This window comes from Aliicoccus persicus (genome assembly GCF_900110815.1).
Lineage (GTDB): Bacteria > Bacillota > Bacilli > Staphylococcales > Salinicoccaceae > Aliicoccus > Aliicoccus persicus.
The window spans coordinates 215,350-235,196 of the sequence record NZ_FOIT01000001.1 but is presented as its reverse complement, the minus strand read 5'-3'; the positions used below and the strand labels follow the sequence as shown (position 1 = coordinate 235,196).

Sequence of the window (19,847 nt, the reverse complement as noted above, 5' to 3'; positions counted from 1 at the left end):
TGCACCTAAAGTATGAATTTTTATAAGAAAATAGGACTACTACTTTTACAGTAATAGTCCTAATACATTTAAAGATTATTTAAAACTCGCCATCAATTCTTTAAAGTCATTCTCAGACACTTCTGGTGTCTCGTGAACATTGTTTGTGTCATTGTAACTTTCGATATGTTCAGCATATGATTTTGCTTCTTTATCTTGGTAAACAATACCTTTTAACATCCCATTATGTTCCTCTAAGTATTTAGACACAATCGCACGGTCTGCATTGTCATAATCTTCTAAATCTGCAATATCTACAATATTTTCTTTGTACCAATCATACGTATTGATCTTGTTATATGTTACACAAGGACTAAATACATTCACAAAACTAAATCCTTTATGATTTAATGCTTCTTGAATAATTGCTGTTAAACCTTTGATATCACTCGATAAACTTTGCGCGATAAAAGTCGCACCGCTTGCCATCGCTGCTTTAAGTGGCGCAATTGGGTTTTCTTTTGCGCCATCTGGTGTCGTTTTCGTAACAAATCCAGCATCAGATGTCGGTGATGTTTGACCTTTTGTCAGTCCATAAATTTGGTTATCCATGACGATGTACGTAATGTCGATGTTGCGTTTTAATGCATGAATCGTATGACCCATACCGATCGCAAATCCGTCTCCGTCACCACCTGAAGCGATAACTGTCAGCTCTTGGTTCGCCATTTTAATCCCTTGCGCAACAGGTAAGCTACGCCCGTGTGTCGAGTGGAATCCATAAGATTTAATATAACCACTCAAACGCCCGCTACACCCGATTCCAGTGACTAACGCAAGTTCCTCTGGCTCTAGTCCATTGGCTGCACATGCTTTTTGAATCGCAGCTTGGATACTAAAGTCACCACATCCTGGGCACCAGTTCGGTTTAATATGGTTTCTGAAGTCTTTAAATGTTGCCATCTATATCTACCTTCCTTAATTTATAATACCTTTAATTTCTGCCACTACTTCATTTGGCTTAAACGGTGTTCCATCATATTTTAAAATCGAAGCGATTCGTTCATGGCCTGCATAATTCATCTTTAAGATACTCGTTAACTGACCATTGTAATTATGTTCAATGACGATGATTTTCTTCGCACCGTCTAAGTAAGGTCGTAATTTTTCAATCGGCATCGGATAGATCTGCTTCAGGTGAATGACAGTTACCTTCTCATCCAGTCTTGAAACGGCTTCATCAACGACACCGTTCACACTTAAAATGCTGAGCATAAGTACGTCACTTTCTTCATCACCATGTACTTTAAATGGTTCTTTCATCAGTTGATTAGAAAGCTTACGCATTCTTTTATCCATCTGTGTTTTTCGATTCTCTGCACCTTCATTCGGTGTACCGTCTGGGTTATGTTCAACACCAGTCACGTGGTGAATCCCGTTTTTAAGTCCTGGAATCGGTCGTCTAGATACGCCATCTTCCGTATCTTCATAGCGATGGAAGTAGTCCGTTTCGTGGGCTTCCATATCTGTAAACACAGTTTTACCACGATTAATTTCAACTTTTGATTGATCAAATGGATCTGATGTCTGTTTACCGAGTGACATCTGCAAATCAGATAATAAGATAACCGGTAGCTGATATATTTCAGCAAGGTTGAATGCTTCAATCGTCGTATAAAAAGCATCCTCAACATCGCTTGGTGCAAGGACGATTTTAGGAATATCCCCATGCGTACCATAAACCATCTGCATGATATCCGATTGCTCTTGCTTTGTTGGTAATCCAGTCGACGGTCCTCCACGCATCGTATCAACAACGACGAGTGGCGTTTCGGTCATACCAGATAATCCGATCGATTCCATCATGAGTGATAATCCCGGTCCAGCAGATGATGTAAAGCTGCGTCCACCGGCATAGTTCGAACCAATTGCCATCATCACGGCACTGATTTCATCTTCTGTTTGAATGACTGTCCCACCGAATCTTGGTAGATGTTTAATCATATACTCCATAATCTCACTCGCTGGCGTAATCGGATAAGCCGCCATAAAACGCACACCTGCGTTAATTGCACCGAAGCTGATTGCGTCATTACCAATGAGGAATAACTTTTCCTTATCATCGGGTGCGTTTAGTTTAAAGTCATCCAAATTAAGGTGACCAACTTTTTCTGCCATCAAATCATAACCCGCATTCAATGCTTTACGGTTACTTTCGACGATGTCTTCACCTTTGCGTGCAAATAACGTATGTACCATTTCATAGAAATGTTCTAAGTTAATATCCATCAGCTTCGCACTGGCACCAATCGCCACCATGTTTTTCATCAACTGACTACCAATCTCTTTAGCAGTTTCAGTAAATGGTATTACGATTAACTCCACATCTAGCGCATCGTCCACAGTCGGTGAAAACTTCTCATCTGCAATGATGACACCACCAGTGACAAGCTCATGTGCATTAACATCTATTGTCTGTTGGTCAAATGCGACCAATATATTTGTATTATCAGCGACAGCGCGAACTTCACGCGTCGAAATACGAATGTTATTATTCGTATGCCCACCCTTAATACGACTTGAAAAATGTCGATAACTATACAGGTAATAACCCATGCGGTTTAAAGTCGTAGAAAATACTTCACCAGTAGATTCTATCCCCTCACCCTGCTGTCCGCCGACTTTCCATGTAATCTGATCCTTCATTTACAAAATCCTCCTGTTCAATAACAACTATAGCAATTTACAAGTCTCTAAAGCATTGGTCTTGAGACCTATTTATTCATTGATTTGAATCGTCTTAATCGTGTGTTTATCAGTGTCAATAATGACAGCCGATAAAACACCTGGACCATCATCCGGTACAACATGGCGCTCAGGCAAACCTGTAATGAAGCGTCTGATGACCTCGTCTTTTTGAATGCCGAGAATCCCTTTGTTAAATCCAGTCATCCCGACGTCAGTAATGTAGAGCGTCCCTTTATCTAACCGCATCGCATCATTCGTTTGCACATGCGTGTGCGTTCCGATTACTGCGTTGACACGCCCGTCCAGGTAGTATCCCATCGCAAGCGCTTCACTTGTTGTTTCTGAATGGAAGTCAACGATGTACATGTCCGCTTGCTCTTTATCTAGTAGTTCATCTATTTTTCTAAATGGACAATCGATTGTTGGCATGAATGCACGACCTTGTAAATTGATGATCATCAGTTTCGTGCCGTTTACGTTGATGATTTTGTAGCCCTTACCCGGTGTGCCCGGTGGATAATTGAGCGGGCGGATTAGTTTCACGTCATCATCAATCCATTCGTTCACTTCACGCTTTGCAAACGCATGATTACCAAGCGTTACAATGTCTGCACCACTTGAAAGAATCTCCTTATAGGTACTTTTCGTAATCCCCTTACCGTGCGCAGCGTTCTCACCATTCACTATCGCAACTTGAGCATGATGTTCCTTTTTCAATTGAGTTAGATGTGTGTTGACCATACGTCTGCCGATTTTTCCAACAACATCCCCTACAAATAATATCCGCATGCTATGAACGTCCCTTCAACTTAATCTCACAATTATATATTATATTATAAACATTGTGCGGATAAAAATTATAATATTACAATTTGAGTAAAGTTTGGGGTTTGGTTGGAGTGGAGAACCATTTGTTTGTCTATGAGCGAGTCTCATTGGAACGAAAATCAATCTGCGTGTCTATGAGCGAGTCTCATTGGAACGATAAAAAGACAGAACCAATCACAAAAAACCATAAAAAAACCAGCAGCGTGGGCTACTGGTTATTTTGCATATTCTACTGCTCTCATTTCTCGGACAACTGTCACTTTTATGTGTCCTGGATACTGGAGTTCTTTTTCGATTTGATCTTTAATATCTCGTGCTAAGCGATGTGATGCAAGGTCATCGATGTCATCAGGTTTGACAACGACTCGAACTTCACGTCCGGCTTGGATTGCGAATGTTTTCTCTACACCTGGATAGCTTTGAGAAATTTCTTCCAATCGTCTCAAGCGCTTCACGTAATTTTCAAGTGTTTCACGTCGTGCACCTGGTCGTGCAGCACTTAGTGCATCTGCTGCTGCGACGAGGATAGAGATGACACTTGTTGGCTCCACATCACCATGATGCGAATGAATCGCATTGATCACGGTGTCGTGTTCTCTATAACGTTTAGCAAGTTCAATACCTGTCTCAACATGTGAGCCTTCAACTTCATGGTCAATCGACTTACCGATGTCATGAAGTAGTCCCGCACGGCGTGCGAGCTGAACATCTTCACCGAGTTCTGCTGCAAGTAAACCGGCAAGGAACCCGACTTCTACGGAATGTGAAAGCACATTTTGTCCATAGCTTAAACGGTATTTCATACGACCTAAGTGTTTGATCAACTCAGGGTGTAAGTTATGGATGTCTAATTCAAATGCAGCAGCTTCACCTGCATCTCGAATTTCTGTTTCCATATTGCGCTTCGCCTTATCCACCATCTCTTCAATTCGTCCTGGATGGATTCTACCATCTTGGACGAGTGCTTCCAATGCTGTTTTAGCAACGGCACGTCGAATTGGGTCAAATCCAGAGAGTATCACTGCTTCTGGTGTATCATCGATAATTAAATCGACACCTGTTAAAGTTTCTAACGTGCGGATATTACGTCCTTCACGTCCGATGATACGCCCTTTCATTTCATCATTTGGTAAGTTAACGACCGATACGGTCGATTCGCTCGTATAGTCTGCTGCATAGCGTTGTGCAGCAATCGCGAGCATTTCTTTCGCTTTCTTGTCAACTTCCAGTTTCATTTGTGTTTCTTTTTCTTTTACAAGTACAGCCATATCATGTGACAGTTCTTTTTCAAGCGTATTAAACAATTCAGTACGCGCTTCATCACGCGTAAGTCCGGAGATGCGAGAGAGTTCTTCTTGTTGTGAATTAATGATTTCCTTAATCTTAATTTCCTCGGCATCAACCAACTGCTGTTTTTCTTCAATTTTAATTTCTTTGTTATCCAGTGCCTCATCTTTCTTATCGAGAGATTCACTTTTACGATCTAAACTTTCTTCACGTTGGATGACTCTTGACTCTTGAATACGCAAGTCATCTCGCTTGTTATCTAAATCAGCTTGCATGTCATCTCTCAGACGCTGGATTTCCTCTTTTGCTTCAAGCAGCTTTTCTTTCTTTAAATTATCTGCCTCTTTTTCTGCTTCTTTAATAATGTGTTCGGCAGAAGATCTCGCTTGCTGCTGCTTCTTCGTCAAATTAGATTTAACAATAAAATATCCGATTACAACACCTAGAATTACACCAAGTAGTATTAAGAAAATGTCTATTATTTCCACGACAATAAACACCTCCTACTTCTAGCTATTGTTAAACAATATAATTAAAAAATTATATATATCAATATTAATGATTAAATGATAAAAAGTAAAGCATCGGAGTTGAATTCTCCGATGCTTATGAATTATAAGTCCTCGTCTTCAAACAAAGAGTCTTTCATAGCCAATCCTTCTTCGTTTGGTTCAGTCTCTTTCTCTTCTTTTTTTGTAAAACCAAGTGCTTCTCTTAACTTGCCATTAATCTCTTCGAATAATTCTGGATTATTTGCAAGATATTCTTTAACTTTCTCTTTACCTTGTCCTAATCGCTCTCCATTATATGAGTACCACGCACCGCTTTTCTGAACGATGTCCATCTCTGCACCAAGGTCGATAACTTCACCTGTTCTAGAAATACCTTCACCGTACATGATATCAACTTCTGCAACTCTGAATGGCGGTGCAACTTTGTTCTTAACAACTTTAATTTTTGTACGGTTACCGACGATGTCTTGTCCAAGTTTCAAGTTTTCACTGCGTCGAACTTCTAATCGCACTGAACTATAGAACTTCAGCGCGCGTCCACCCGGAGTCACTTCAGGGTTACCAAACATAACGCCAACTTTTTCACGAATTTGGTTGATAAAAATCGCCGTCGTATTACTTTTAGAAATCGCACCAGATAGTTTACGCAATGCTTGTGACATCAAGCGCGCTTGTAAACCGACGTGCGTGTCACCCATCTCACCTTCAATTTCAGCTTTCGGTGTCAATGCAGCAACCGAGTCAATCACGACGATATCTACGGCGCCACTGCGCACAAATGCTTCAGCGATCTCTAACCCTTGCTCACCGTGATCGGGTTGTGAGAGATATAAATTTTCAATATCTACACCTAAGTTTTTAGCGTAGACAGGATCAAGCGCGTGTTCAGCGTCGATAAATGCCGCGATACCACCTTCTTTTTGAACAGCAGCAATTGCATGTAACGCAACTGTCGTTTTACCTGATGATTCTGGCCCATATACTTCAATGATACGTCCTTTCGGATATCCACCAACACCAAGTGCACGGTCCAATGTAATCGATCCACTACTCATCGTTGATACGTTGCGTGATGTGTCATCACCGAGCTTCATTACGGCACCTTTACCAAATGATTTTTCCATATTTTTAATAACTGTATCTATCGCTTTATGTCTTTCGTCCATGAATGAACCTCCATATCCTTTAGTCAAAATAATTGTATCATGAAAAATATAAAAATGCGAACATATATTCGATTCCCACGACAGAAATTGAAAAATTGTTCGCAATAATTGCATTTTAGTATGAAAAACTCATCAATTTTGTACAAATCGTATGTCACGACCTACAATAATTTTTTTGGCTTTTTATCTTGGGTGAATACTTTTCTACCCTTATAGAAATACTCAGCACCAGATAAGATCGTAAAGAATACAGCGATATACATCATCAGCATGCCGAGCGAAAACGGCAATAGTTCTGTGAATATATCTCCGAATAATAAGAAGATCAGTGCGAGCATTTGCGTCGTTGTTTTCACTTTACCAAGCTGAGAAGCAGCACTCACAAACCCTTGCTCAATTTGTAGGATACGCAGTCCAGTGACCGTAAACTCACGTGCCAAGATGACGACGGCAATCCATGAAGAAATCGTGTGCCATTCAACAAGGACGATTAACCCTGCCATAACGAGCACTTTGTCGGCAAGTGGATCTAAAAATTTACCCATGTTCGTAATTAAATTTAGTTTACGAGCCAAATACCCATCGATAAAATCTGTCAGTGATGCAAAGACGAAAATGAATGCAGCGACAAGCTGTTCGATACGAATTTCTTCACCCCATAAAAACTCGGTGTTACCAAAACCGAAATCGACAAGCGCAAAAATCAAAAATATCGGGATGAGAATGACACGAAAGACTGTGATTTGATTAGCTATATTCATAGAATCTTTACTCCTTGTGTCATGATGTTTAACTGCGTAGTATCATATATTGCACGTGGCTCAAATATGTCCGCTTGTGAGCCGATCTGTAATAGAATAATCCAGATGACAAAAACGACGACAATCATCGCTATAAATGTAATCACGACGCGTTTAAAATACTTTTGGTCTGCGTTTTCTGCTTCAGTAATGAAAGTTGGGTGATCCACATCCGGAAATTCATCTTCGTGCTCTTTAATCAATCGCTCACTACTTAAATCCAAAGCATCGGCGTAAAGTGTCACGAGAAATTTTGCATGTTCAGGACTCGGTAAGTTTTCGAAATCATTTGCTTCAATTTTCTGAATGATATCGCGTCTTAAACCAGAGCGTTCATGTAATACTTTAATCGTTGTACTTGAATCCTCACGCTTGCTTTGAAGATATTGCCCTATCTTCACTTCACTCACCTACATTCCTTCAAAAAATCCGATATCTTCATTTTGGAACCAATGCTTTTTCTTATGCTTTTCGTAAGAAATCACCTGATCCTCATTTTCCCTTAGTTCAATTATATAATCAAAATCATCAAAACTAAACTGCATATCTTCTATAAATAAATCGGGATGTTCGATTACTTTTACCGCTGGATAGTTCAAGATTTCTCGCACGAGAGTACGGTGCCCCTGTTTTGTCGAATTCATCGTTACCGCACCATCGATGATATAGACATAGCTCTCGTCATACTCACCTTTAATCAAGCTCGTGCGTTCAGTTTGTTTGAGCAACGTCGAAGATAAAAATAACCATTTCTTTTTTGCATGGACACTCCCTGCAACGATCGATTCTGTTTTACCCACACGCGGCATACCGCGAACACCGACGACTGCATCGGGATGCATTCTGAAAATTTCACCTAAAAAGTCAACGAGCACACCGATTTCTTCGCGCGTAAAACGGAAGACTTTTTTATCTTCAACATCGCGCTTAATAAATTTCCCGTGTTGTACTGCAAGTCTGTCACGCACTTCAGGTGGACGAATAATTAGATTTTTAATATCAGGAATATGATTGACGATGTACTTAAAACGCGTGAGTTTCTTAACATCATCTGTGCGAATAATGATACCGCGTCTTAATTCTGCAACACCGTTGATAATATTAATACTAATTCCCAGGTTACCAAGAAGCGAAGTTAAATCACCGAGTAAACCTGGTCGATTGTTAATAATCTCATACTCTAAATACATCTCTATGTTACGGTCTGGGTGTGATCCTGTACCATCGTTCATGTATACCAGCCTCCATTAATTCTCATGATTTCACCTGTGACAGATTGTGCATGTGAACTGAGTAAATAATTAACTGCATGGGCCACTTCTTCCGGTGTGACGAATCGTAATTGTGGAATTTCTTGGCGCACGGCTTCCTTGTCTTCATCATCAAATTGATCGAGCATGTCGCTATCTACAGCACCTGGTGCAATTGCATTGACCGTAATGTTTGTCGTCGCAAGTTCTTTTGCTAGTGACTTTACCCAAACATTTTGCGCACCTTTCATGGATGCGTAACCGACTTCGCATGACGCACCCGCTTCACCCCATATTGAAGAGATAACGATGATGCGTCCGTGCATACTATTTTTTAACTTAGGTAACAGTGCTTGCGTAATCACTGTTAAATTGCGAACCGATAAATAATACTGAATATCCAGCGCTTCTACTGACATCTCATCAAATAGCGTAACTAACTGTACGCCCGGTGACCAAACAATTGCATCAAGTGATTCGATATTGGCAGCAAAGTCTTCAATCTCGTCATCACTTAACTCACGTGACAAATCTAAAAAGAAATGATTCTCTAAGCTGTCAGGTCGCGTGTTTCTAGATACAGTATACAACGTATGATCGCTGAGTGAACGGGTGATTTCCTTACCGATGACACCGGTACTACCAACGATGAGAATGTTAGACATTTGGTTTTACGACACTGACGGATTGATATTGTTTGTCGAGCATTGTACCGAACAGTGTTGCTAAGTCTTCAACAGTAATCTCATCGATCACATCAAGTAATTCGTATAAGTTCATACCATCAATATAATACTTCGTATACTGACTCGAAATATATTCAGGTGAATTCAAGCTCGATAAGTAATCGCCAATGATTTCACGCTTTTTCAACATCAACTGCTCATCTGTAAAGAACTGTGTATCTTTTACACGTGTAATAATATCATCGATTGCTTGTACGAATAATTCATCATCATTTGTATTAACGGCAAACATCGTAAACGAAAATGAAGCTTCTTCCGAATGTGCGAAATCGAACGAGTCGTCGACAAGTCCTTTATCTTGTAATTCATAAAAGTAATTTGATTGTTCACCGAAGACGATATCTAGTGCAAGCAACATACTTAAATCTTTTTTCATGCGCTCGCGCGGAGATAAACTGTCACTTTCACCCTTATAACCAATTTTCACTTTCGTCGTGTTGACATCAAGTCGTAACTCAGTATATGGTCGCACAATTTGTCGTTGCTCTGTTGGCACAATGCGTTCAATCGTATGATTATTATTTATTCCACGTGCATTCTGATGCTCTTCTATAAATTGAATCGCTTCTTCGTAATCTAAATCTCCAACGATTGTAATGACCATATTAGACGGGTGATAAAACGTCTCATGACACATGTATAAATGTTCATGTGTAATCTGTTTAATCGACTCAGACGTACCGCCGATATCTACTCGGAGTGGAGAGTCTTGATACATTGACTTGAGTAACTCCATATACGAACGATAGTCTGGGTCATCTAAATACATCTTTAACTCTTCATCGATGATACCCACTTCTTTTTCAACAGTTTCAGCAGTAAAGTATGGTTGCTCAACCATATTCATCAGCGTTTTTAAATTGGCATACAATTCAGTCGTCGTACTGAAAATGTAGGACGTGCGGTCATATGATGTATATGCATTCGCATTGGCACCATTTTGGCCAAATTGTGTGAAGACGTCACCATCTTCTTTTTCAAACATCTTATGTTCGAGGAAGTGTGCAATTCCGTCTGGCACACGCACTTCTTCCCCATTGACGATAAAGTGATCATCCAGCGATCCGTACTTCGTTGTATAGCTCACAAATTTTTTGTTGAATCCTGGTTTCAATACGAAAATCACTTCTAAACCGTTGTCGCATTGATGATGTACAACTGTTTCATCCAAAGTCTCATAGTGTTTAATTTGCATCTTCAGCACCTCCAGTCAATACATGAATTGTGTCAAGTGTAACGCGATTCGCCACTGCTACGATGTTTTCCTTCGTCACGAGTTTTAACAATGCTTCATAATCCGATTTTTTGCCTGTAATCAACTCAGTATATGCAATGCTCATTAATCCTCTTGGTCGATCTTCAATTTCTTGACGATTGACACGCATCATCAGTTTAATTTCATCGAGATACTCATCTGTAATATCTCCACTTCTAATGCGTTCGAATTCTTTTAAAATTGCTTCTTTTGCAACATCGACATTGTTATGATCTACACCAGCTAAAATGTACATAAATCCATTCTTCGCATCCATGTTCGAACCGATTTGGTAGCATAGACTCATGCGTTCACGAACATTTGTAAATAAGTAACTATTCGTGGAGCCACCTAATATTCGATTCATTGCGTTAAGATTTATGCGTTCTGTTTTATCTTTAGCCGCGACAGTAAACCCGAGTATTAATTTCGACTGCTCAATATCCATCGTGTCGGTCGTGTGTGTCACCTTTTCGGGCGTCTCTAACGTAAATGACTTATTCGACAGGTAAACCGCACCATGTCGTGTGAATAATCCATCGAACTTAGACTGTACAGATGCGTCAACATCACCGACAACAACGATTGATACTTCATCATCCATCATCATGCGATGATGTTCTTCTTTGACGTCATCCAATGTTAAGTCTTCAAGTAACTCCAGAGATCCGTGCGCTGGCAGTCGCATCGGATGATCTTTAAACATCGTATTAACGAGTGAAGTATATGCACGCTGATTGCGATTATCGAGTAAACTTGTGAGTCTATTTTTGTATAATCGATACTCCTGATCAAAATAACCTTGTGTCTCTTCATTATACGATGATGGTGAATGCAGTATATCTTTTAATAATGCGACCATTTCATCAAACAGGGAAACATCTTCTAAGACGAACTTTTCATTAACAAATTCCATGCGAATTTGAACGACGTGGTCAATCCCTCGCTTTGATGTGGAACTCGAAAGATGTGCGCCATAATGTTTCGCTAGATATTCAAGTAAGGCGACTTCTGATGGATGATTTTTAGTTCTTTTTATCATCATTTTTGATAATAAATTACGTGCAGCCAGACGTGATTCATCCAGTTTTGATTTAAAATTCACGCTGATCATCACCGTCTTAAACTTTTTAGTGCTGATCACACGTGTTGGTATATGATTTGTATCTTTGTCTGTCATCTAATTTCCCCTTAATCGTTTTCTTGAATGAGTACAGCACGTGGCTTACTGCCACTGCTCGGTCCGATCACACCATTTGCTTCTAAGTCATCGACAAGACGTGCTGCTCGGTTGTAACCAATTCTAAATTGACGTTGTAACAACGAAGCACTCGCACGCTGTTCTTCTATGACAAACCATTTCGCATCCGGATAAAGTTCATCCTCAGATTCTACTTCTTTTGTTTCTGTCGGTTGATTCATAATGGATTTTTCATAGTTGGCTTTCATTTGTGATGTAATTGATTCCACAACATCATTCACTTCATTATCGCTTAAAAATGCGCCTTGTACACGAATCGGTTTGCTTCGACCGGACGGTAAGAACAACATATCACCACGGCCGAGTAATTTCTCAGCACCTTGACCATCGATAATCGTACGTGAGTCTGTTTGTGAACTCACACTAAAGGCGATTCGAGACGGTATATTCGCTTTAATGATTCCTGTAATTACGTCAACGGACGGACGCTGTGTTGCGATGATTAAATGTATACCAGCAGCACGAGCCATCTGTGCAATACGTGTGATCGAGGCCTCGACGTCTTTAGAAGCGACCATCATCAGGTCGGCTAACTCATCGATAATGACTACGATATAAGGCAGTTTTTGAACCGCTTTATGACCGTCTGTCTCACGTTCTAAATACTGATTATATGCTTCAATATTACGTGTGTTTGTATGTGAGAATAAATCATAGCGACGCTCCATCTCAGATACAATTTTATTTAATGCGTCACTTGCTTTTTGTGGGTTCGTTACCACCGGTGCAAGCAAATGCGGAATACCGTTATAAACATTGAGCTCAACCATTTTCGGATCGACCATCATCAATTTCACTTCGTGTGGTTTAGCATTCATTAATATGCTGATGATAATGCCGTTAATACATACGGATTTACCACTACCTGTTGAACCCGCAACAAGTAAGTGTGGCATCTTGTTGAGTTCCGCCATGATTGGCGTTCCGGAAATATCTTTACCGAGTGCTACTTCAAGCGGGTTGGAACTCGTTCGTTTCTTCAGCACTTCTCGCAAGGTCACCATACTGATCACAGAATTTGGCACTTCAATTCCGACAGCAGATTTACCTGGAATAGGTGCTTCAATACGAATGTCTTTCGCTGCCAAGTTCAAAGCGATATCATTTTGTAAGTTAATAATTTTACTTACCTTTACTCCGATATCCGGCTGTATTTCAAACTGAGTCACTGCAGGACCGATTCTAATTTTATTCACCTTCGCATTAACGCCGAAGTTCTCTAATGTTTCTTCAAGTAGTTTACCTTGAGCAAGCACTTCATCATTGCTGACTTTTTCAGTCGCAACAGCATCTTCAAGCAATGTAATACTTGGCAATTTGTAGCGTTTTAACTGACGCATTTCTTCAGCTGAATACATCGGAAACTTATCGAATTTTTCAGATTCAGAATCAGTTTCTTCTGTTACCATATCTGGTATCTCTTCTGATTCATATTCAATTTCCCGCTTATCTTGAGATTCACCGTCAATGACATCGTCAGATGCTACGTTATTAGAAGCAGATTTAGTAGAATCTTCTTTGCTTGAAAAGTCAATAGGTTCATCTTTACTATCTTCTATAACTTCATCATCTTCTTGTGGTGATTCAATTTCAATATCACGCACATCTGTTACGCCCGTCTGAATAGCAAATGATGGTTCCTCTTTTTCAGGCTCTGTATTAAATGTACGTTTTTTACGCTTACGTTTCTCTACTTTTTTAGTCGGTTCTTTCTCGTCAGTTTCAACAATATGATCTTGAGAGACTTTCTTCTCTTCTTGGCTTTCTGCACGTTTTTCCATCAGAGAATCAATCCAGCCTTTAACTGTCTCAAACAAACGTGTTAACATATCCCAAATAAACACTGAAACGGTCTTCACAGCATGCATTGCCCATGAACCATGTGTTCTCAATGCCTCACCGACATTCACTTTAAAAATAAGCAATATACTGAAATATAAGAAAATGAGTCCGAGAAGAATAGTACCAAGTAGCGACACAACCGTTGCGGAAAATTCAAAGAGGAATTGACCGATGATGCCACCGCCGAAGAAGTGTCCAATCCCGTATGTTTGAATATAGTTGATTGTGTCATCAAACGTGTAAAAGTTCTCAACGGCTGCTTGATTTGTTACGTATAAAATAGAATGAAAAATAAATATTAGACTGATTTGTAACAAAATAAACCCAACAGCGCGTTGTGACACAACAAACTTATTACGAGAAGCTAACACAGTAAAAAATATAACGATTAATAAGTAGCTTAAATAACGTGTACTACCAAAAAGATAAGCAAACAATCCGTCGATGACTTGACCAAAAGCGCCCAATTGAAAAATGGTCACCATAATTAAAACAATGACCACAAAGGCAATGATAGAGAGTATTGTTTGATTATCTTGTTGTTTTTTAGTTGCACTTTTTCTCTTAGACAAAAAAACACCTCAATATGATGAATGAGACTGTTTTCACAGTCTCATATTTAAATTTCCGAAATGATTGGAATAATCATTGGATTTCGTTTCGTATTGTCATACAAAAATCTATTCAGATCATCTCTGATTTCTTGTTTTAAATCGTTCCATTCCAGCTTACCAGTCGTCAAATGATTCTCTACGATTTCAAGAATCCGACCTTCTGCTTCCTTCAACAATTCTTCGCTTTCTTTTACGTAGACAAATCCACGTGATTGAATTTCAGGACCTGCGACAATTTTTTTGTTTTTCTTATCAATCGATACGACAGCAATAAATATACCATTATCACTGAGTAAGCGACGATCCCTTAACACAATGTTTCCGACGTCACCAACACCACTGCCATCGATTAACACATTGCCTGCAGTTACTTTATCGTTCGATAAAAGTATGCCTTTGTCGGATGACACGACATCCCCTTTTTCGAGTAAGAAAATGTTTTCGGGAAGTACGCCAGTTTCAGCAGCGAGTTTGGCATGCGCAATTTGCATTTTAAACTCACCTTGTACTGGAATAAAATATTCTGGTTTAAAGATATTTAAAATCATCTTTAATTCTTCACTTAAGCCATGACCTGATGCGTGCATACCATCTTTCGGTAACATGATCGATGCACCCGCTTTAACAAGCTCGTTTAAAGTCGAATATAAAATGACTTCCATATTCGATGATGCTGTCGTTAAGACGAATACACGGTCACCCTCGATGATGTTTGTCACATCATGTTTGCCACGGCTCATTTTACTAAGTGCTTCAATCGGTTCACCTTGAGAACCCGTTGCAATAATGACGATTTCATTTTTTGGATAGTCGCCAATCGACTGACTCGGTACGAGCAATCCTTCAGGAATATCAAAATAACCTAAGTTTCGAGCAACGCTGAATGACGACTCAAGCGTCTTACCTAAGAATGAAACTTTACGTTTCGTTTTCGCAGCATTCGTTAACACTTGCTGAATTCTTACGAAGTTTGATGCATAACATGACACGATAATTCGACCGTTGGTTTTTGAAAACTCATCAAGTAGATGACTTTCAACAACATTCTCAGGCGTATTATAGCCACGTTTCTCTGCTTCAGTCGAATCACTAATCAATACTAAAATATCATTTTTTTCAGCGATATCATACATCTTCGCCATATTGTAGCCGTAGTCACCAGTCAAGCTTTGGTCCACTTTAAACTCACCGGTGTAAATGACTGTTCCCATCGGTGTGTGGATTGCTGCTCCATAAGCATCTGCAATACTATGGCTTACTTCAAAGAATTCCATGCTGACTTGATCAAACTTAAGCATCGACTTGTTATCAATCGTATGGAACTTCACTTTTTTGTTCACACCGCGTGCTTTAAAACGATCTTTAACGAGAGCAATCGTTAAGCGTGACGCATAAATTGGCACATCTATATCTTGAATGATATACGGCAGTGCGCCGATTGAATCCTCATGACCATGTGACAAAAAGATTCCTTTTAACTTATCTTTGTTTTCTTTAATATACGTAATGTCAGGAATGACGACATCTATACCTAACATTTCATCTTCGGGGAACATCAGTCCTGCATCAAAGATAAACATTTCATTATCAACACTGATGACATACATGTTTTTTGCGATTTCTCCTACACCGCCAAGCGGTATAATTTTTAAATCGACATCTTTCTTTCGAGTTGATTTCACTTCGACTCACCTACTGTTCTATAAATGTTGCTCGATAACCATTATTGTCTATCGTTAAATTATCCAATATCAACTGTTCAAACTTGTTTTTCTCTTCATCCTCGTGTTTAAAAACGAGTGCACCGATAACTTTTCTCGTCTCATGATATTGTTTCAGCGCATTCCCGAATCTGAGTGAGTTGAACGATACTTTAATCTCTTTGTCCTCTGTCACGCGATATTGTCCATCGACATCAAAATCCTTATCATTTAATTGTACATTGGTAAAAATCATTGCTATTCTCCTTTTTCTTCTAACATCACTTTGCGCGATGCATTGACGCGTCCTTGTCTATCTATTTCCGTTACTTTTACGAGCATCTGATCATCGAGTTTAACCACATCTTCAACTTTGTTCACACGCTCTTTAGCAAGCTGTGAAATGTGGACGAGTGCATCTTTACCTGGGAAGAGTTCAACGAATGCACCGAATTTTTCGATACGTTTAACCGTTGCCATATACACTTCACCAACTTCTGCAACACGTACGATATCCTCAATCATCTTACGCGCTTGATTGATCATCGCTTGATCACTCGAACCAATGAAGACCGTACCATCTTGCTCGATGTCTAATTTAACACCGGTTGCATCGATGATTTCATTAATCTTCTTACCACCTGGTCCAATGACGTCACGAATCTTATTCGGATCGATGTTCATGATTTCAACTTTAGGTGCGTATGGTGATAATTCTTCTCTTGGTGCTTCAAGTGTCGCAAGCATGTTTTCTAAAATCTCTTGACGTCCTACACGTGCTTGTTCCAATGCTTCTTTTAAAATATCTTCAGAAAGTCCATCGATTTTAATATCCATTTGAATTGCTGTAATACCATTTTTAGTACCAGCTACTTTAAAGTCCATGTCACCGAGCGCATCTTCCATACCTTGGATATCTGAAAGAATCGTATAGTCGTCACCAAGTTGTACAAGACCCATCGCAATACCTGATACTGGGTTTTTGATTGGTACACCAGCATCCATTAATGCAAGTGTTGAACCACAGATTGATGCCTGAGAACTTGATCCGTTAGATTCTAACACTTCACTGACGACTCGAATTGTGTAAGGGAAATCTTTAATATCAGGTAACACTTGGAATAAAGCACGTTCTCCGAGTGCACCATGACCGATTTCACGGCGTCCAGGTCCACGCAACGGGCCAGTTTCACCGACTGAGTAATTCGGGAAGTTGTAGTGATGCATGTAATGTTTCTCTGCTTCTTCACCAAGGCCATCGATAATTTGATGTTCTCCAAGTGCACCCAATGTTGCAACAGATAGCACTTGTGTTTGACCACGTGTAAATAAACCAGAACCGTGTGTGCGCGGTAGTATACCAACCTGTGAGTTTAGCGGACGAATTTCGCTTGGGTGACGGCCGTCAGGACGCACTTTCTCTTCAGTAATTAAACGACGTACTTCCTGTTTAATTAGCTTGTCAACGATATTATCTGCACGCTTTAACTCATCTTCAACTTCAGCATCATCTGCATCATAAACACTTAAAATTTCATCTTTTGCTGCTGTGATTGCTGCTTCACGTTCTAACTTATCTGGATTCTTAATCGCTTCGTATAATCCAAACTGTAACGCGCGTTCAGAGATCAGTTGGTTTAATGATTCGTCTGATTCCTCAGGGACAAATTCATTTTTTACCACATCAATTTGACTTAAAATATCTTCTTGGAACTGAACCATCTCTTTAATATTTTCATGCGCAAATAAAATTGCCTCGAGCATTTTGTCTTCAGGTACTTCTTTTGCACCCGCTTCAACCATGTTTACTGCATCTTTCGTTCCGGCAACTTGTAAATCAAGTAAAGAATTCTGCAGTGCTTCTGCTGAAGGATTGATCAAAAATTCGCCATCATGAGTGAGACCGATATTCACACCTGCAATAGGTCCTTCGAATGGGATATCACTTACACTTAAAGCAAGTGAACTGCCGAGCATTGCTGCCATCTCTGGTGATGCTTCATTATCGACTGATAGTACAGTTGAAATCACTTGTACGTCATGGCGGTATCCGTCTGGAAATAGTGGACGAATCGGTCTGTCGATTAAGCGTGATGTCAACGTTGCAACTTCGCTAGGTCGCCCTTCTCTCTTGTTAAAGCCTCCTGGAATTTTACCAGCAGCATATAATTTTTCTTCATAAGCAACCATCAATGGGAAAAAGTCCACATCTTTTGGTTTTTTGGATGCTGTAGCAGTCGATAAAACAACTGTGTCGCCATAGCGGATTAACACCGCACCATTCGCTTGTTTCGCGAGTTCACCATACTCGACAACCAGCTTGTGATTGCCCCATTTCGTTTCAAATACTTTTTTTAAAGTACCACTCATAATTATATTCTCTCCTTAGTATCTACTCTATGCAATTATATCATTTTTTAATGACTAAATATATATTGAATGCGATGTGTCAATGAACGCAAAAAAGCACTGTGTCTTTTAAGAGAAACACAGTGCCGATTTATCATCCTAATAATTATCTTCTTAATCCAAGCTTACCGATTAATTCACGGTATCTTTGAATGTCTTTTTCACGTAAGTACGTTTGAAGGTGCTTACGACGACCAACCATTTTCAATAATCCTCTTCTTGAATGGTGGTCTTTTTTGTGCGTACGTAAATGTTCGTTTAACGCATTGATCTCTGCAGATAAAACAGCAATCTGAACTTCAGGAGATCCCGTATCCGTTTCGTGAATACGATATTCTGCGATGATTTCATTTTTACGCTCTTGTGAAATAGCCATAGTTATTTCCTCCTTTAAAATAATATACGCCCGAATCTGAACATTCGTCGGAGTCTCAAAATGTCAAGAAAGGGTACTTGATGTATTATACTAGATTATTAGCTATGATGCAAGGTAAATATTAGTGATCTTCAAGTAATTCTCGTGCACGCAGGACATCATCATTAATCTTCGCCTTTAAAGCATCTAAACCATCAAATTTTTGTTCGTCTCTTAAATACTCTAAGAAATACACTGTGACTTCTTCACCGTATATGTCTTTATCAAAATCGAGTAAATGCACTTCGATGGTTTTCGTATGTTTTTCACGCTCGATCGTCGGTTTTATCCCGACATTACATACACCGTTTAGAATTTTATCGTGTGCATTTAATTTTAATTTCACGACATACACACCATTCGCAGGTGTTTGGTAGCGATACTTAAGCTCAATGTTAGCTGTCGGGAAACCGATCGTACGCCCCATCTTCTCCCCTTGTACAACGAGACCTTCGAGCTCAAATGGTCTACCGAGTGCGACATTTGCCACATCCAGACGACGCTCTTTTAAATCTTGTAGAATTTGTGTCGTTGAAATTTTCTCACCATCGATATCCATGCGTTCAATCACCGTCGTGTCAAATTCACTATATTCATTCAAAGTATCCACATTGCCTTCACCGTACTTACCGTATGTAAAATCAAAGCCAGTGACCACTGATTTCACTTGAATGTCGATCAAATAATCTTCGACAAAATCCTCTGGGCTAATCGAACGGAAACCACTTGAAAACTGAATGACGAATGCATAGTCTACGCCCATTTCTTCGAGCATCTTTAACTTCACTTCAATCGGTGTGATATATGACGTTCGTTTTCTTGTAGGATCCAGCACGACAGACGGGTGCGGATCGAATGTCACAACACCTTTTTTCAATCCTTGTCTCTCTGCAATATCAATCATCGATTGAATGACCTTTTGATGCCCAAGGTGAAGTCCATCAAAAAAACCAAGTGCAACTGCGCACGGTTCGAGTGATTGACTTAATTCAACTTTGGGGTAATGCAATTTAATGACTTCCACGTAATCTCCTC

General features: G+C 39.7%; 17 protein-coding genes. All 17 read right to left on the bottom strand.

Features of this window, described 5'->3' with window-relative positions; all coding sequences use genetic code 11:
- Positions 1-75 precede the first annotated feature (75 nt).
- The 17 genes from BMW30_RS01060 to BMW30_RS00980 all read right to left on the bottom strand — a co-directional run bounded on the left by BMW30_RS01060 (position 76) and on the right by BMW30_RS00980 (position 19,836).
- A complete protein-coding gene (locus tag BMW30_RS01060; protein ID WP_091473032.1) occupies positions 76-942 on the bottom strand; it encodes a 2-oxoacid:ferredoxin oxidoreductase subunit beta in 867 nt (288 codons plus the stop codon).
- 15 nt (positions 943-957) lie between these two features.
- A complete protein-coding gene (locus BMW30_RS01055; RefSeq protein ID WP_091473030.1) occupies positions 958-2,685 on the bottom strand; it encodes a 2-oxoacid:acceptor oxidoreductase subunit alpha in 1,728 nt (575 codons plus the stop codon).
- 72 nt (positions 2,686-2,757) lie between these two features.
- Positions 2,758-3,516 carry a TIGR00282 family metallophosphoesterase gene (locus BMW30_RS01050; RefSeq protein ID WP_091473027.1) on the bottom strand — a complete coding sequence of 253 codons (759 nt, stop codon included), beginning with the start codon at positions 3,514-3,516 and terminating at the stop codon, positions 2,758-2,760.
- A gap of 254 nt (positions 3,517-3,770) precedes the next feature.
- Positions 3,771-5,330 carry a ribonuclease Y gene (gene rny / locus BMW30_RS01045; protein ID WP_091473025.1) on the bottom strand — a complete coding sequence of 520 codons (1,560 nt, stop codon included), beginning with the start codon at positions 5,328-5,330 and terminating at the stop codon, positions 3,771-3,773.
- 125 nt (positions 5,331-5,455) lie between these two features.
- Positions 5,456-6,520, bottom strand: a complete 1,065-nt coding sequence (gene recA, locus BMW30_RS01040) for a recombinase RecA (protein ID WP_091473023.1) — start codon at positions 6,518-6,520, stop codon at positions 5,456-5,458.
- Between the two features lie 161 nt (positions 6,521-6,681).
- Positions 6,682-7,281, bottom strand: a complete 600-nt coding sequence (gene pgsA, locus BMW30_RS01035; protein WP_091473019.1) for a CDP-diacylglycerol--glycerol-3-phosphate 3-phosphatidyltransferase — start codon at positions 7,279-7,281, stop codon at positions 6,682-6,684.
- Positions 7,278-7,730 (bottom strand): helix-turn-helix domain-containing protein, encoded by a 453-nt coding sequence (locus BMW30_RS01030; protein WP_091473016.1) that lies wholly within the window; start codon positions 7,728-7,730, stop codon positions 7,278-7,280. The genes pgsA and BMW30_RS01030 overlap by 4 nt, the downstream gene beginning before the upstream one ends.
- A complete protein-coding gene (locus tag BMW30_RS01025) occupies positions 7,731-8,552 on the bottom strand; it encodes a DUF3388 domain-containing protein (RefSeq protein ID WP_091473013.1) in 822 nt (273 codons plus the stop codon).
- Entirely contained in the window at positions 8,549-9,235 is a 687-nt protein-coding gene (locus BMW30_RS01020; RefSeq protein ID WP_091473010.1) for an SDR family NAD(P)-dependent oxidoreductase, read from the bottom strand. The genes BMW30_RS01025 and BMW30_RS01020 overlap by 4 nt, the downstream gene beginning before the upstream one ends.
- Complete coding sequence (gene yfmH / locus BMW30_RS01015; protein ID WP_091473007.1) at positions 9,228-10,511, bottom strand: EF-P 5-aminopentanol modification-associated protein YfmH; 1,284 nt, start codon at positions 10,509-10,511, stop codon at positions 9,228-9,230. The genes BMW30_RS01020 and yfmH overlap by 8 nt, the downstream gene beginning before the upstream one ends.
- Positions 10,501-11,751, bottom strand: coding sequence for an EF-P 5-aminopentanol modification-associated protein YfmF (gene yfmF / locus BMW30_RS01010; protein ID WP_091473004.1), 1,251 nt, complete (start codon positions 11,749-11,751; stop codon positions 10,501-10,503). Before yfmF ends, yfmH begins: the two co-directional genes overlap by 11 nt.
- A gap of 11 nt (positions 11,752-11,762) precedes the next feature.
- Positions 11,763-14,246: a DNA translocase FtsK gene (locus BMW30_RS01005; protein ID WP_245705603.1), complete on the bottom strand. Its 2,484-nt coding sequence runs from the start codon at positions 14,244-14,246 to the stop codon at positions 11,763-11,765.
- A 47-nt stretch (positions 14,247-14,293) separates the two neighbouring features.
- Positions 14,294-15,970 (bottom strand): ribonuclease J, encoded by a 1,677-nt coding sequence (locus BMW30_RS01000; protein WP_091473001.1) that lies wholly within the window; start codon positions 15,968-15,970, stop codon positions 14,294-14,296.
- A 10-nt stretch (positions 15,971-15,980) separates the two neighbouring features.
- Entirely contained in the window at positions 15,981-16,244 is a 264-nt protein-coding gene (locus tag BMW30_RS00995; RefSeq protein ID WP_091472999.1) for a hypothetical protein, read from the bottom strand.
- Between the two features lie 2 nt (positions 16,245-16,246).
- Positions 16,247-18,358: a polyribonucleotide nucleotidyltransferase gene (gene pnp / locus BMW30_RS00990; RefSeq protein ID WP_091472995.1), complete on the bottom strand. Its 2,112-nt coding sequence runs from the start codon at positions 18,356-18,358 to the stop codon at positions 16,247-16,249.
- A gap of 145 nt (positions 18,359-18,503) precedes the next feature.
- Positions 18,504-18,773 carry a 30S ribosomal protein S15 gene (rpsO, locus tag BMW30_RS00985; protein WP_091472993.1) on the bottom strand — a complete coding sequence of 90 codons (270 nt, stop codon included), beginning with the start codon at positions 18,771-18,773 and terminating at the stop codon, positions 18,504-18,506.
- 121 nt (positions 18,774-18,894) lie between these two features.
- Positions 18,895-19,836, bottom strand: coding sequence for a bifunctional riboflavin kinase/FAD synthetase (locus BMW30_RS00980; RefSeq protein WP_091472990.1), 942 nt, complete (start codon positions 19,834-19,836; stop codon positions 18,895-18,897).
- Positions 19,837-19,847: the final 11 nt, after the last annotated feature.

Excerpts from the sequence above, each read along its gene's own strand:
- BMW30_RS01060 (WP_091473032.1), bottom strand. The coding sequence starts at position 942 with ATGGCAACATTTAAAGACTTCAGAAACCATATTAAACCGAACTGGTGC.
- BMW30_RS01055 (WP_091473030.1), bottom strand. The coding sequence starts at position 2,685 with ATGAAGGATCAGATTACATGGAAAGTCGGCGGACAGCAGGGTGAGGGG.
- BMW30_RS01050 (WP_091473027.1), bottom strand. The coding sequence starts at position 3,516 with ATGCGGATATTATTTGTAGGGGATGTTGTTGGAAAAATCGGCAGACGT.
- recA (WP_091473023.1), bottom strand. The coding sequence starts at position 6,520 with ATGGACGAAAGACATAAAGCGATAGATACAGTTATTAAAAATATGGAA.
- pgsA (WP_091473019.1), bottom strand. The coding sequence starts at position 7,281 with ATGAATATAGCTAATCAAATCACAGTCTTTCGTGTCATTCTCATCCCG.
- BMW30_RS01025 (WP_091473013.1), bottom strand. The coding sequence starts at position 8,552 with ATGAACGATGGTACAGGATCACACCCAGACCGTAACATAGAGATGTAT.
- BMW30_RS01020 (WP_091473010.1), bottom strand. The coding sequence starts at position 9,235 with ATGTCTAACATTCTCATCGTTGGTAGTACCGGTGTCATCGGTAAGGAA.
- yfmH (WP_091473007.1), bottom strand. The coding sequence starts at position 10,511 with ATGCAAATTAAACACTATGAGACTTTGGATGAAACAGTTGTACATCAT.
- yfmF (WP_091473004.1), bottom strand. The coding sequence starts at position 11,751 with ATGACAGACAAAGATACAAATCATATACCAACACGTGTGATCAGCACT.
- BMW30_RS00995 (WP_091472999.1), bottom strand. The coding sequence starts at position 16,244 with ATGATTTTTACCAATGTACAATTAAATGATAAGGATTTTGATGTCGAT.
- pnp (WP_091472995.1), bottom strand. The coding sequence starts at position 18,358 with ATGAGTGGTACTTTAAAAAAAGTATTTGAAACGAAATGGGGCAATCAC.
- rpsO (WP_091472993.1), bottom strand. The coding sequence starts at position 18,773 with ATGGCTATTTCACAAGAGCGTAAAAATGAAATCATCGCAGAATATCGT.